Here is a 15,125-nt window from a genome sequence, read left to right on the forward strand (position 1 = left end):
CGACATGCTAATAGGATATATGCGAGTATCAACTGATGGTGATCGCCAAAGTACAGATTTACAACGTGATGCATTGATGAGTGCTGGCGTAGATGCAAGAAATATATTTGAAGATAAAGCCTCTGGTTCCAAAGATGACCGTGTAGGTTTGGCCAAAGCTTTAGATTATGTTAAAGAGGGTGACACTCTCGTTGTTTGGAAACTGGATCGATTAGGACGTTCCCTACCACACTTAATCGAAATCGTTTCACAACTCAAATCCAAAGGTGTCGGATTCAAATCTCTAACTGAAGGAATGGATACCTCAAGTCCCTCAGGTGAATTACTCTTTCATGTTTTCGGTGCACTCGCTCAGTTTGAACGTTCGCTCATCCAAGAACGTGTTAATGCCGGATTAGCAGCGGCGCGAAAAAGAGGACGAATTGGTGGACGACCGCGAGCGATTTCGAAAGAGAAGATGGCTGCTATTTTGGAGGCATTGAATAATGGGATGTCTAAAGCGGCAGTGTGTCGAACATTTGAAGTGAAGCGGTCAACCTTGATTGATGCATTAAATAGAAAATTATGAAATCTCAAAAAATTTACACACATCAATATCTAGTGCGATTGAGATTTTATGTAATTGTTCAATATTAAAATGTTTTCTTTTCCCAATTTCACCAAGTGAAATAATGGTCGTTGCACTATGTCCAATAGCTTGTGATAATTCTATTTGTGACATTCGCTTCAATTCTCGATATTTTTTTACATTCTCACCAATTTTGATGTGTAATTCTTCAATTGATAATTGATTTCTTTCTGACATGTATTTAACTTCCAATAGGAATTATTTTGTTCTAAGTTTATAACAGTTATGATTTACAATCAACTTCCGATAGGAAGCTACAATGAATTATAATTGGATGAAGAAAAGTTCAAATGATTGAGAATAAATTCGCGAATTTTTGGTTAAATCGATATAATCACAACAATAATAAAGGTGTGAATTTTATGGATCAATTAACTGAAAAAATTACTACTATCAAACGTCATCTAAAAGAAGAATTTCTTACAGATACCCGGCCTTGGGTAGTAACATTTTCGGGAGGGAAAGATTCTACAACTGTTTTACATCTCGTTGTTGACATGCTTCTTGAAATGAAAAAAGAAGGTATCGTACAGACCAAAAAGGTGTATGTAGTTTCTTCTGATACTGGTGTTGAGATGCCTTTGATTGAAGATTACGCAGGTAATAAGCTCGATCAAATTCGAAAATTTGCCGAAAAAGAAAATTTAGATATTCACGTAGAAAAACTTTCACCTAAAGTGACCGAAAGTTTTTGGACACTTCTTTTAGGTAAAGGCTACCCCTCCCCAAATCAAACCTTTAGATGGTGTACAGATAGAATGAAAATTCGTCCAGCAACTACTTTTTTAAAAGGTTTGTCTGATCAAAATATATCAATTTTGATGTTACTTGGTGTGCGAAGCGATGAATCTGCTTCGCGTGCAGCATCTATTGAAAGACGAGATGATAACTTTAGAGGTTATTCTATGCATCCAGATATACCTAATGCTTTTGTCTACTCACCTATCAAAGATTGGACAAATGCTGAAGTATGGACTTTTTTGAGTAAGTACCCTGCCCCATGGGGCAAACATGATGACATGATGGTTCTTTATGACAAAGGTTCAGGGGAAGGTGATTGTAACGTTGCTTTAAATCCTGAAGCGGCCACTTGTGGAAAAACACGTTTTGGTTGTTGGGTATGTACTGTTGTCACTAAAGACAAGTCTATGGACAATATGCTCAAGAACCCTGAAGATCAGTGGATGAAACCATTACATAACTTTCGTAATCTTCTTGAGGACTATAGAGATCCTGAAAGCGGAAAACGTCAGCCACGACGCAGAAATGGTCAAAAATCTATTGGCCCATTCAAACTCCAAACACGTAAAGAATTACTAGAGAAACTCTTAGAAACAGAACAAAAACTCAAACTTGAACTTGCCGGTAAAACACTAATCAAAGATGAAGAGATCATTCAGATTCAAGAAGAGTGGCTGAATGATGGTGATTTTTTTGAAAGCGCTATTAAACTAGCAAAATCATATGGTCGCAATGTTCCTTATCAATCTGTTAAAGCATTCAATCAAGACGAACAAGAGTATATTGACAGTCTGTGTCATGAACACAATATCAATAAAGAATTAATCGATCATATCATGCAATGTGAACATTCATACAGACACCATAGTATCAGAGCTAAGGCCTTTGGAGAATTTGAGACTATCATCGAACGTTTCGCAAAAGGACAATTAAATGAGATTTAAGTCCATTGCTATAGAAAACTTATTTTCATACCATGGAAAAATTAGTTTTGATTTCAATAATGACAAGCAGCCAATTACCCTTATTATTGGTGAAAATGGGTTTGGTAAAACATCTTTTATAAACTCAATCAAGCTTGCCTTGCACGGCATTTCTAAAGATCTTTTGCAAATAGGTGCACAGAGTTTAACCAAATCAGAGTTCGTACTAGGCAGCAAACATAAAAACTTTAGTGGAATGTTGAATCGAAATGCAAAAGCAGCCGGTCATACTACGGCTAAAGTGGTAGTCGAGATAGATGAAGGTGACTTGTTTACAGTTGAAAGAGTTTTCAAGTTTGATGAAAAAAGCTATACCGAAACACTTTTTCTACGTGATGAAGAAGGTTCGATTTTTGCTCAAGACAGTGAGGCCCAAGATATCATTAATTCAAAGCTTTCACCCACAATGGCACAGTTCTTCTTTTTTGATGGAGAAAAGGTGCAAACCATTGCTGATTTTTCTCATGAAGAGTTTACCAAAATGCTCGAAGATGTACTTGAACTTGATATCTATGATCAAATGATCAAGGACTCAGAATCAATCATTCGTAAGATTACCAAGAACGAATTAGATAGTAATCTTCAAGAAGAAGTGGAAGCCAAATTTACAAAACTGACCGAACTATCACAAGAAATTGAAGATAAGAAAGAAAAACTTAAATATGAGCAAAAAACAGTTTTGCGAGAGCTTAATACCACACTAAAACAAGTAGAAAGTAAATTAGGAAAACTAAAAAGTAAATTCACTCATGCAATTGCCAATGCCAAAGAAAAACATACTAAATTACTTGAAGATAAAAAAGTTTTGACTGATTTTTTGAAGCAAGCCACACTCGTCCAACTTCCTTTGCTACTCAATAAAACTCTTGCTCAAAAAGTCTTACATGATATTGATGAAAACTATCGAGGCAAAATTCAAATTGATACCGACCTTTTAGCTCAAAAGAAATCTGCTTTACTTGCCTTGCTTGACTCTGAAGATACTAAAGTGTCAGCAGCCTTTGATAAGGTATTTTCTGCAACCAGCGAGAATCAAAGTGTATTATTCGCCGATCCATACCGTATAGAAAAACAATATGACTCATTATCTAAAATAGAATTATCGAAGCTCTTAAAATCCTTGTCAGACAACAGACTTGCAATCATTGCAATAACTAAAGAGTTACATGGATTAGAAGAACAGCAAATAAACGAACTAAAAGATGCTGAATCGGATCGAATAAAAGAAAAAGATTTATTAAAAAATATCGGGCATCAAGAGGCCATCTGTGAAGCGTTAGAAATACAAATCAACGAGCTAACTGAAACACATAAAACACTCAAAAGTGAATATGATAGACTAACTATTGTTGAACATCAGCATGAGCTTACTCAGAAAAAGATTAATACCCTAAATGCAGTTATCAATGTTGCTCGTCAAATGAAAAGTAAAATTAAAAAAGACAAGCGTCTATCTTTAGAAAAAACGATCAATGAAAAATTTTCTAAATTAAGAAAAGATGGTTATGAAGCTGATCACATCCGTTTAGACGAAGACTTCAACATCAACATTTACGATAAAGATAATAAAGCGATGGATATTTTATCAAGTTCCTCAGGACAAAAACAAATCATTGCTACAGCACTCATCTGGGGTATATCAGAATACATCCCTGAAGAGATCCCTATGGTAATCGATACACCATTAGGTCGTTTGGATGAAAACAATCAAACCCGTATTCTCAATGAATTTTACCCTAATGCTTCAAATCAGGTCATAATCTTGCCGACTCCAAGTGAACTCAGACATGAAGGCTTTCAACACTTAAAAGAGCATATAGAGCAAGTTTATATATTAAGTAACGCTGGTTCTGCTACAACAATTACAGAAGCTTCTATAGAAAATATCATCCTATCCAAACAGCATAAAAATCAGGAGTTAGTCAAATGAGAACGACTATATATACTGAAGAAAACTTACCACGTATTGCAAGATTATTGGGCTTTGAAAACGAACCTAAATGGCTGACAATTCGTTTTGCTATTTCAATTTCTTTAGCCTTAGAAGAGCCTATTAACTTAGATGAAAAAATAGATTTCACCAGTGGGAAAATCTATAGCTGGGATGTTATTACCGGCAAAGGGAAAAATGAGTTTCATGGAGATCAAGCAGACTATCATGATCTCATAGGCGTCATTGTTGCAAATGCCAACGATCAGCAGTTAAAAAGCGATAAAGAATTTGAAAAAGCATTAGAATATCACAGCGAAAGAGGCTTTAGTATTTTAGCCTCTTCACTTCGTGATAATAGTGATGTGTTTGAATGGCTGAGTCAAGAGTTTATTATGAATAATAAGTAACCTTATTATTCTATTGCTAAGACCTTTTTATATGCTTCGATTTCATTTTCTTTAATATCTAGCTCATGAATTTTTTTCAAATGACAAGCAAATAACATAGATTTTTTAACTCGTGCTCTAACCTTACTTTGAATACCAAAAAAATCATCATTAAAGTTTATTCTTTCAGAATATTGGAGTAAATCTAGAAAAAATTCTTCTGTATATGGATAATTGATACCTTTAAAAATAATGACTTCTTTTAATACATCAAATAAAGCTTGGATACCTAATGTTTTATTAAATATTGAATAATTTCGTACCCATAATATTTTATCTACGGCTTTTAGATAATTCAATATTAGATTATAAAGCGTTTTATCCTTATTTTCAAGATACATCCGTCTAAGTGGAGCAGCTGAATCTGCTAGCAATAAACGGTTGCGTCCTTCTTTTAATGTTTTAGTATGTAATTCAATTCTATCTTTTTTCGGGTTTGTTGTAATTAATGATAATATTCCATCAATAACAGATGCCATTGAAATTGAGGTTTCATTCTCCATCTCTGCAATACCAAGCCGTAGCTTATTGTGTAATGGAGAATCTTCATTTTGAGTAAGTATTCTTGCAAAATACACAGCTAATGTTTCTGGAGACCAAGCATATGATTTTCCAACATCCATATCAAATTGAAATAAATTGTAAGCTAAATTCTTATCAACTTTTTGCTGATTCATATTGATAGTTGTAAATATTTGAGCATGATATGGAATTGGAAGATCTAGGAAAATAGAGCAGACCAAAGGCATATCATTTAGTTTTGAATTTTCTAATCCAAACACTCTATGTTGACCATCAATAATAGATGCCAACCGATCTTCACTTGGTATGATTAAAGTATAACATTCACTCTCACCTTTTTCAATAAACCACTGCTTATTTGTATCTTCATTTAATGTGCCATCAACATTATAATTTGCTCCCAATATAATAGAGTTTGGGAATCCAGCATCAACCGTTTCTGAATATTTTCTAATTTCTTCAAGACGTGAGGTTTTTTTTACTCGTTGTGTCCCAGATAGTTTGTCAAGAATTGTTCCTAAAAAAGTATCTTCATGCTTTGCTTTTTTATTATCTTCATCATCATTTAAAATTCGTGCTTCAACTACATAGCTTACTTTTAGAATTAAAGAAGCTGGTAGAGAAGTAATATAAAACTCTCCTAATGGTTGCTTTACTCTTATTGCAGGTACTTTTATTGGAAATTTCATTTTTCTTCCTCATTGCTTGTAGGTGTCTCACCATCAGGTAAATCGTTTACATTGGTTTGAACATCATTTGGTCCTGTAGGTCCAGTCACTGTCGTGACTTTAGGACCTTTATTAAAAAACTGATCATCTTTTGCATGAGCAATCACAAATAACACTATTGAAAAAAGTGTTCCATATACACTAAAAAAGTTTGTATACTCAAAATGAGATATATAACCTATAATTATTATAATAAATATTATAGTACCACCAATAAGACCAAGCGATATCATTTCTTCTCGCCTATCCTTCCGGTCCGGTGGCATTGCGATTAATGCTTCAACAGCTAACATAAATAGCAAGGCTGTACTGTATGTAAAATGATTACCTGCATCAAGCCAGGTAACATCCTTAGAGATTACAGCGGGAATCCATATACCCATCCCTCCAAGGAACATGACACCAACAAAAATATAAGCGGTAAATTTTATACTTCCAAACGCTTTGTTAAATCTTTTTCTAGATTCATCAAAAGCAGTTTTCCATTCACTCTCTTCCATTTAAATATTTTCCTTATGCAATTCCCAAAATGCTAAATCTCGCGTCTTTGTCATATTTTTATTCCCATATAAATACTGTAATGTTTTTCAAGCTTTCGTATCTGTTCCATGAGTCCTTCTTAAATTAAATTTCTGAATCATTTTCTACATCTCGTTTAAATTCAATATAAATTGGGTTATCACTACTTGGAAAAAAGCGAAATAGATTTTTATCCAAAATATCACAAACGATAAAACGATTCCACATCATCGTATCTAATGGAATAGCAGCATTCATAGACTCTACCAAATCAGATAGATGATATTCACCCTGAATATGTTTTTCTACAAAATGTGTTGCAGTCTGAATTATTTCATCATTTATATTAATCGTTTTCATTTTAACAAATAATTCATCATCTATTCGAACAATTAACCTAAATTTAGAATAATTGTAATAATTCATTACAAGCTTTGGATCCAGTCCTCTATCTACAAAATAATTGAATACTTCATTTTTTGAAATTTTTTCTCTGTCTAACATAAGTTGTTCAATTAGAAAATGAAAGTTCAAGCTATGTCTTGTAATAGGGTATTCTTTGCTCACGATACGAGTATTTGAAACATTAAAAAGCTTATCGCCACGATATTTATTTAGCAATTGCAGCATCATAGTTTCTTTATTGAACATTCCTATAGAATGTAGATGCTCTCTGAAATTATCTATAACCAAGCCGATATAGATGAATTTGAATTCTTGAACTTTTTCATTAATGAACTGCACAATTTTCTTGAAAAGGACTTCATCAATATCAATATGTTCAATTTTAATATATGTAAATAAATCTACAGCAATTACATCATCAAGATGTTCTATCAATTGCTGTATTCTATTTTTTGGTGTATTAAGCTTTTGTGTCAATTCATCAATATCATAAGTCCTATGCTCTGACATAACATCATGTAAAATCTGACGTAATTCAAGTCTATCTGTGCCAAGTGAAGCGATTCTAGGTGAATCTTGATAAGAATATTCATCAGGATATTTCAGCTTAACGAGTGTATGGAGGGCGTACTTACTAGGAATACCAAATAATTGTAGCGCCATACTATTTTTATTATAGTAGCCATCCAAATCTACAGCTAAAACATTTTGTAATTCATGATCTATATAGCGTAATAAATCAGTAAAATCAAAATTAGTTAATATATCTTCCGCGTATTTTATATGAAGATGCTTACCCCATTCCCATAACAAAATTTTCTCAGATAATGAAGCAAAACCAGTCAAAGCCCTATCACTATCTTCTTCAAAAACATCACCAAAATAATAAGACAATTCTTGTTTGAGTAAATCAATTTTTTTATTTGTCTCGAACCCATTAGGATATAATGAATAGATAAATTCAACTTTATCTCGCTTAGATTTATACAAACCTTGAACAAACACCTTTTGATCTTCAAGTTCAACTACACCATCTGAAGTCAAAAGTTTGTCTACTATTTTTTTCACATCAGACATTGGATACAAATATTTTACATAACTAAATATCTCATCTTTTTGACACACAGTAGTTTCGATCGATTCTAAAAAACTAAAAATTTCTGTGCGCATATTATTGAATGTATATTTTTTATCACTTATCAAAGCATTTAATTCTATATCATAGATTAAATGACCACTAAAGTCTTTATTCGTAATAATTTTTAGAAATGATACCCGCAAAAAAGGATCTGTAATACCAATCTTTTCGACTGAAAGAATATGAAGTCTTTTTACATCATCATTAATAGCATGTATGATGTAAAGAGGGATAAAACGAATCATTTTCCTTATTATGCCTGATTCAATTTGTCTTACTCTTTCTCTGGTGAGTCCATATTCATTTGCTATTTCTTGTAGAGTTTTTTCTACAACAAATCTATCCTTTATAATAGCAATTTCTCTTGGCTCAAATTCATTAAATACATTCATAATGACATTATCAAATGATGATAAATCACCAATTGTTTTTTCAATAATCTTATCCACAATCAATGCTGAAAAAAGTTGACTTAATTTTTCAATTATTTGTTTTTTGCTTGTAGACGTATGATATATTTTGTCGGTTAAAGCAATAAAGTTTTTATATGCAAAATTATTACTTAGTATCAATGCATTTAACCGATCATCGACACTAAATTTTAAAGGTGATTTCCTATCACTCAAAGCAGTTTTGAAAATATTTCTTAACATGTCGTTTTGTATTAATAAGTCTTCTAAAAAGTATATTTTGTCTCTTGATACGCAACTATTCAAGTATTCAATGATATCAGCTGGTATATGTTTGATAAATTCTCTTATAGCATTTCGAAGTGATTTTTCAAAGTCACTTATAGGAATGTTTAACAAATTAGCTATGTATTCATCAGAATATTGACCAGAGTAATGTAAGGTAAGCGTAATCTTTGCATTCGAAGATATTTTTTCTAACACCTGTTTAAATTTTTCATCCCAAAAACCAATTTGATCATCTTGGTTTTTTACAGCATTAACTATTTCATCTGACTGAATTTTAGTCGTTTTAGATGGTAATATACATTCAATGTTTGTTAAAAACAAAATCCTATTTTCATCAATATCATATGAATCAAATAAGGCATGGTTCTCCACTGCAACATCATAAAAATTATAAGATTTAAACTTAGAAATTTTTGCCGTAAAAGAATCAATATAAGTTTTGATTTGTTCCACTATTGGTCCAAGTATTCTTTTAATTGCGAAAAATTCATGAACAAATCATCATCACTTAACTTCAGGATGAGATTCTGTTTATCTATCGCTTGTATGATCAGGTCATAGAGATCTCGATACTGAGAAAACTTTCCAATTTGTTGAATACTTTCTAAATCTTTAGGTAAAAATCTATTATATTTTAATTTTTTTAGAACTTGTGGAATAACCTTTTCAGCTTTAATATCAGGGATGTTTTTTTCTTCTTTAGGCAAAGATATTTCTGTTTGAGCCACAATATTATTGTCTACCAATTTAATATGGTCTGCATGAAAATAAATTTTTGATAAATGAGATATAACAGATGGATTTTGATCAATGAAACTTTCTTCATTGATCAAGCTTTTGACATCTTCAGTTAGTTTATTACCTTTTGATAGTAACAAATAACCATCTATAATATTTTCCACATTTTTCAAAACTATCCCTGAAACATCATTTAACTGTGTAAAGACCTCATATACATTGAAGTTTAGTATTTTCCCAGCTTCTAAAATAAGAGTTTCTATATTGTTGATAGCTTTAGTGCTATATCTATTTTTCAAGTCCTTAATACCATCTGTATCTATGCCCATGAGATATCCTCATCAATATCTTCTGGCAATCCATCTTTGAGTTCTCTATCAATCAAACGAACCACAATATTAAAAGCATCTTCAGGATGCACTTGAATGTGATCTAAAATAATTTGTAAACCACCATTGGTATATTCTTCAATAATTTTCCTCATTTCTGAGACACAATCTTCGGAAGCTTTATCCAATGATTCAAGCTTTCCTGCTTCACTATACAAAACTGCCATATCAAAAAACTTTTTTTGTTCATCCGTAAAATAACTAACATGAATCGATTCACTAGTTGGACCGATGATTTTAGAACGCTTTCTATTTTTTAGCCCCAATGCTAGTGCAAAAATATAGATATCAGTCATTTGTTGAAAAAACCCATATCGGCTATCTTTTTTTACATCTAATCTCTTAAAGACTTCATCTTTATCCTGTGCGCGCGCCAAACGTTTTGATTCAAATAAATCTATCATTCAATTACCTCAATTCTTTGAATAGACGTATATTCGCGAACATCTTGAACCTCAAGATCAATTTTTGGTCCATTACCGATTTTTAGAACATTTCTTTCACTATCTAAAATGTCAAGTTTTGGTCTATGTGCTATTAATGCATACTGGTGAGCCAATGAATCTTCAAATATTGGGCCAAGAGTTTGACCTTCATTCCAATGTTCTTGATTCAAGAGTATGATGACCTGTGGAGCAAGAGTTTTAACCGCTTCAGAAATATTCTTCTTATAGACGCTATCAAACTCACCATAAGGTGAATCGATAACAATAGGATAAATTCCTGCTCCAGGATCAATAGCACTGGAATCTTTTGACATCTCACGATCTTTAGCCATTTCTATCAAAGTAGATATAAAAATCAGACTTATTAATTTATCTTCACCATCTGATTTTGGAGTAGGTTTGCCATTCTCAAGAATATTCAAAATAAAATTTTCATCTAATTCAGCAGTCTTATTGGAATGAAGAATTAGGCCAAATCGCTTTTGTAAGCGTACAGTTAGCTCCTGCCGTATTTTTTCTATTTCTATAGCGTTTTCTGAAGATAGCATATCCATTGCTTGTTCACAAAACATTACTCTGTTGCGTAATTTAATCAACTCTTGATTATGCACTGTTGCAGTTTGAATTAATTTTTGAATATCACTGAGATTTTTACGTAAAGATTCTAATTCAACTTCAAGTCGTGTCTGTTTAGCTTTAGCCTCATCACGTTCAAAATGAAGTTCTTTACTTCTTTTCATGAGGTTGTCTTCTTCTGGTAAGCCGTCTTCAATTTTCTTTTCAAGTGAAGTAAGTTGTTCTTCTCTAGCATTTTGAAATGCCTCTTTTTCTGTAATTTTTGATAATATTTTATTGAATTCCAACGTAAAAGTAGATTTGCTATTTTTATGCGCCTCTATAAAAATCCCTAAAGCACTAACGCTAGCTTCTATATTTGACTTCGCTGTTGCACTATTCATAATTTTTAATAGCGCTTGATGATGTTCATCACCATCATTAAAATTCGTGCCACAAATACACATATGACTTTTTAATAAATTTTCTATATATTCTTTTCCAATACCAATGATGGGCAACTCCCCATCTTTACGTTTAGAATCCAATAATTTATTTGACACACTTAAAACTTCATCTGACAATGCAAGATATGCAGATTTTGTTATCATGCTTTTTTGTTCATCATGCAACAAAGTGATTTCATCTTTTGTTTTTTTTATGTCAATCTTGCAATTATCAGCCTGCTGTGTTAAGGCTTTTGTACTATGTACCTTAGATAAACTCTCTTGGTTTTCTTTAATTAATATCTCGTAAGCCTCTATTTTTTTATCTAACTCATTTATTTGCAGTTCAATACTATCAATACGCTCTTCGATATCTCTTTTTTGACTTTCAGGAACATTACTATCCCCTAGTGTTTCTTGTAAATCTGAAGCTTCTTTTTCAAATTGCTTGCGCGTAGTTTTAATAAGATCCAAAGCTTTTTCACGGGTATCAATTTTCATGATGTTTTTGATACCCTCTTGAACAAGCTTAGGTTTCTTGCTATCAGCATATTTTCCTACACCTTCACCTTTAAAGAAAAAATAACCATGCATTGCATCACTCAAAACATTATCAATTCTATCTTGTCCATTATTTTGTGGAACATTTCCAATAGTTACCATAGGTACGTTAAATTTAATATTCTCTTGCTGGTCATTAACTTTTTTGACAACCACAGACCTTTTGACAGTATATTCTTCATTTCTATCTTCAAATGTCAAAATAACTTCTACAGTAATTTCCCCATTTTCAGGCAAATTCTTAAAAGTGTTTTTATTTAAAAAAACATCTTTTTGGTCTCCATATTCTATTGATTTCCCACCATATAAGCACCAAACTATCGCAGAGAGAATCGTTGTCTTTCCAACCCCATTTGATGCAAAAATTAATGTAACATGCTTGTTATCTCTGATCGAGAAGTCAAGCTTATTGTTCTTTCCTTCAAATTGTCTAAAATCATTTAAAATTAAACGTTTTAAAATCATGATTGAACACTCCGTTCCACATATCTTTTAATTTCTTTGATCTTTGTAGCTTCAGATTCATTCTTGTTTTGTTCGATTATCAAATACACTTCTTTAATAAATTTTTGTATTTCTTCAACTGTTGCCATTTTTATTCCTTTAGATATCTTGTAAACTATATGTTTTAATTAACGGTACTAATGGTATTTCACATTCTGGATAATTCATTGCCAATCGAGCAAATTCTCGATATCGAATAAGCTCATTTTTAAAATACTTTTTATTGTATTGGTTATACTCATCACTTCCTGTATCTTTTGGAATGACAATAAAATCATAAATTTCTGCAAATTTTTTACCTTCTGATTTACGTAAAACACGACCTCTACGTTGGATAAATTCCTTTGGATTAGAACTGCTTGACATAATAAAAGCTCTTCTTACCGCAGGAATGTCAACACCTTCATCAAGACATCTTATAGCAACCAAACCATCAATAATTTGTTCTTTCAAATCATCAATCAACGTATGACGCTCTTCTTTAGACGCTGCATCAAAAGATGTGAAGTTTTTCACCTGCATTCCAAGATCTGTTAATACCTGTTTTACCTTGTCAACCATTCTAAGTGCGCCATCTTCTTCTGCATCTATTTTTGCTGCACAATAAAATAAATTAAATGCTGAATAAGCTAAATTTTCTTCTTTAATTAGTCTCTTCAACACTTCTACTTTATTTTCTGCACTTGCGATTATTCTTGCTCTTTTTATAAGTAAAGAGTTTAAATAAGCGTTATTTTCTTCATTTTGGTACTGTGCAATTGCAGAAATTTTTTTCGATAACTCTATATACTCTATCTCTTCATTTTCCGTTAAATGTACTAAAACTGGAAAATATTTGTATGGCGTCAACTTCCCGGATTTAATAGCATCTTCAAGAGTATATTCAAAAATAATTTTTCCAAGATATTTTTTAAGTGCTTCACTCCCCTCTTCATCCAAATGACGTTCTGGTGTTGCAGACAAACCAAGCCGAAACTTTGCATTTTCTAAATACAATTGACGAATATTTGTTGCACCAAAGTTATGTGCTTCATCAACAATTAGAAGAAATGATGATAGTTCTTTCAGAAGAGTTTGAAATTTTTTTGTTGTATATGTGCTATTCGTAGCTATAATAAAAAGATAATCTTTTTGAAAAAAATTAAACTTAGTAATCTCATTAGACAAAGACATATACCATTTTTGACTGCTTTCAAAACATTTGAGAAATGAAATATTAAACTGTTTTGCTTCGTCTGCCCATTGTTCAAGTAGATGTTGATAAGGGACTATAACAACAGCTGCCAAATGCGGTGTTGTTGTAGATAGCTTTGCAATTGAACTAAAAGCTGTAATCGTTTTTCCACTTCCTGTCGCCATAGATAAAATGCCGCGAAAATTATTTTCTTCCCATTTTTTGTAGGCTTGTTCCTGATAATCTCTTAATACTACTTGATTGGGTATCGTAGGTTTAGTATTCATATTGTTATTTTTATGCGCTTTCGCAATTAAGTATGGTCTTTCATTAGTAGTTTTAAGTTTTAAAAGCTTTTCTTTGATAAGTTCATTGATGCTAAATACTGAAATATTTGTATCTTCTTCTGCCCATAAACGGTTGAACCGTTGTAAATGATCATTTGCTTGAAAACGACTTGTTTCATCTCCCCAAGATTTAAAAACTGAAATAGATTCGTAATTATAATTAGACTTGATGCTATCATTCATGGAACCATTAAATGAGATAAAATGATTATTCCCATCAATGAGAACTCCAAACTTATCATGAAACTCACCGCCTTCTAAATGATTTTTTAAAATTGCAAATTTAAATTCTATGATTCCATCTTCAACTAACCAACCTAGAAGGTTTCGTGTTTCATATTCAAGATTTTCTGCTATCTCATTAATATTTTTAATGATGGCATCATCAATTTTAGTTCGATCATATTTTCCTTCTAATGCTTGAATATCATTTTTGTCAAGAATTGGACTTGTGATAAACTTGATTTTTCCACCATTTTCAATTAAATGAGCTAACCCTTTTGCATTGTGTCTGAGCCAACCTGATGTAAAATATCCAACGCCGCGTTTATATTCAATTGAATTTGCAAAAACAGGCTCATAAAAATCTTTCGAAATATTATGCTCTGAAGTGTTGTAACTGAGATTTAATGATAAATTTCTGAGCACTTGTAACCTTCATCCATAGTCAAGTAGATTGTATCAAATTTAAATATTTTTGAACCTTAATAGTCATTTCTGACACATAAGATTACCCCGATTGTATCTTTTAGAAAGCAAAAAATACCCACTGACTAATCGTCTCTTGAGTTCTCTTCATCCATGAAGTGCATGTAGCTGTTATAGGTTTCATCGTGTCATCCTTTACGTTTTGATGATGGCAGTGTAAAGGAGAGGTTGGACACCGTCGTGTCCGTTTATTGATTAAATTTATTACTCATACTCAACCATGATTCCGTACTCTTTTGTCCCAAAGAACAGCCTTGTGTAGCCCCTGCTTCACATCAATTTCAAATATATCAATCTCTTTGAGCAAATCGCTCAATTTTTCATATCCAAAAGTTGTTGCGGAAAACCCGTTTCTTTTCAAATTAGCTTCAACAGAAAAAAAACTGGCTTGAGCATTTTCATTTTTTTCTTCATCCACTGCGTTACGAAGCATATTGACCAGCCTTGTGTCCTGCCGTAATTCTTTTCGAGTTTTTTTACCAAATTGTGCATCAATACAAATGAAATCTGTACAGA

The 15,125-nt window shown here is 32.2% G+C and carries 14 protein-coding genes; 4 read left to right on the forward strand and 10 right to left on the reverse strand.

Features of this window, described 5'->3' with window-relative positions; genetic code table 11:
• Positions 1–4: 4 nt before the first annotated feature.
• Positions 5–568 (forward strand): recombinase family protein, encoded by a 564-nt coding sequence (locus PHI47_RS13695; protein ID WP_299938569.1) that lies wholly within the window; start codon positions 5–7, stop codon positions 566–568.
• Here PHI47_RS13695 and PHI47_RS13700 read toward each other — a convergent pair.
• Positions 563–805 (reverse strand): helix-turn-helix transcriptional regulator, encoded by a 243-nt coding sequence (locus PHI47_RS13700; RefSeq protein ID WP_299938571.1) that lies wholly within the window; start codon positions 803–805, stop codon positions 563–565. The two genes, PHI47_RS13695 and PHI47_RS13700, sit on opposite strands and share 6 nt — an antisense overlap.
• Before the next feature lie 113 nt (positions 806–918).
• Here PHI47_RS13700 and dndC point away from each other — a divergent pair, with 113 nt between their 5' ends.
• Genes dndC through PHI47_RS13715 form a run of 3 tightly spaced genes read left to right on the forward strand, consistent with a single transcriptional unit; the run spans position 919 to position 4,692 of the window.
• Positions 919–2,313 (forward strand): DNA phosphorothioation system sulfurtransferase DndC, encoded by a 1,395-nt coding sequence (dndC, locus tag PHI47_RS13705; RefSeq protein ID WP_299938573.1) that lies wholly within the window; start codon positions 919–921, stop codon positions 2,311–2,313.
• A complete protein-coding gene (locus PHI47_RS13710) occupies positions 2,303–4,282 on the forward strand; it encodes an AAA family ATPase (RefSeq protein ID WP_299938575.1) in 1,980 nt (659 codons plus the stop codon). Before dndC ends, PHI47_RS13710 begins: the two co-directional genes overlap by 11 nt.
• Complete coding sequence (locus PHI47_RS13715) at positions 4,279–4,692, forward strand: DndE family protein (RefSeq protein WP_299938577.1); 414 nt, start codon at positions 4,279–4,281, stop codon at positions 4,690–4,692. Before PHI47_RS13710 ends, PHI47_RS13715 begins: the two co-directional genes overlap by 4 nt.
• A 5-nt stretch (positions 4,693–4,697) precedes the next feature.
• On the opposite strand, the gene PHI47_RS13720 is transcribed toward PHI47_RS13715, so the two are convergent.
• The 9 genes from PHI47_RS13720 to PHI47_RS13760 form a co-directional block, all read right to left on the reverse strand.
• Complete coding sequence (locus tag PHI47_RS13720; protein WP_299938579.1) at positions 4,698–5,942, reverse strand: DGQHR domain-containing protein; 1,245 nt, start codon at positions 5,940–5,942, stop codon at positions 4,698–4,700.
• Entirely contained in the window at positions 5,939–6,481 is a 543-nt protein-coding gene (locus PHI47_RS13725) for a hypothetical protein (protein WP_299938582.1), read from the reverse strand. The genes PHI47_RS13720 and PHI47_RS13725 overlap by 4 nt, the downstream gene beginning before the upstream one ends.
• A 124-nt stretch (positions 6,482–6,605) precedes the next feature.
• Positions 6,606–9,194: a sigma factor-like helix-turn-helix DNA-binding protein gene (locus PHI47_RS13730; RefSeq protein ID WP_299938584.1), complete on the reverse strand. Its 2,589-nt coding sequence runs from the start codon at positions 9,192–9,194 to the stop codon at positions 6,606–6,608.
• Positions 9,194–9,808, reverse strand: coding sequence for a hypothetical protein (locus tag PHI47_RS13735; protein WP_299938586.1), 615 nt, complete (start codon positions 9,806–9,808; stop codon positions 9,194–9,196). Before PHI47_RS13735 ends, PHI47_RS13730 begins: the two co-directional genes overlap by 1 nt.
• Positions 9,799–10,272 carry a hypothetical protein gene (locus PHI47_RS13740; RefSeq protein ID WP_299938588.1) on the reverse strand — a complete coding sequence of 158 codons (474 nt, stop codon included), beginning with the start codon at positions 10,270–10,272 and terminating at the stop codon, positions 9,799–9,801. Before PHI47_RS13740 ends, PHI47_RS13735 begins: the two co-directional genes overlap by 10 nt.
• On the reverse strand, positions 10,269–12,341 hold the full coding sequence (locus PHI47_RS13745) for an AAA family ATPase (protein ID WP_299938590.1): 2,073 nt from the start codon (positions 12,339–12,341) through the stop codon (positions 10,269–10,271). Before PHI47_RS13745 ends, PHI47_RS13740 begins: the two co-directional genes overlap by 4 nt.
• On the reverse strand, positions 12,338–12,469 hold the full coding sequence (locus tag PHI47_RS13750; protein WP_299938592.1) for a hypothetical protein: 132 nt from the start codon (positions 12,467–12,469) through the stop codon (positions 12,338–12,340). Before PHI47_RS13750 ends, PHI47_RS13745 begins: the two co-directional genes overlap by 4 nt.
• Before the next feature lie 10 nt (positions 12,470–12,479).
• Complete coding sequence (locus PHI47_RS13755; RefSeq protein WP_299938594.1) at positions 12,480–14,549, reverse strand: DEAD/DEAH box helicase family protein; 2,070 nt, start codon at positions 14,547–14,549, stop codon at positions 12,480–12,482.
• Positions 14,550–14,823: 274 nt separating this feature from the next.
• On the reverse strand, positions 14,824–15,125 hold a 302-nt coding region (locus PHI47_RS13760), incomplete at its 5' end, for an OST-HTH/LOTUS domain-containing protein (RefSeq protein ID WP_299938596.1).

Source organism: Sulfuricurvum sp. (genome assembly GCF_028713855.1).
In the GTDB taxonomy this organism is placed as follows: domain Bacteria; phylum Campylobacterota; class Campylobacteria; order Campylobacterales; family Sulfurimonadaceae; genus Sulfuricurvum.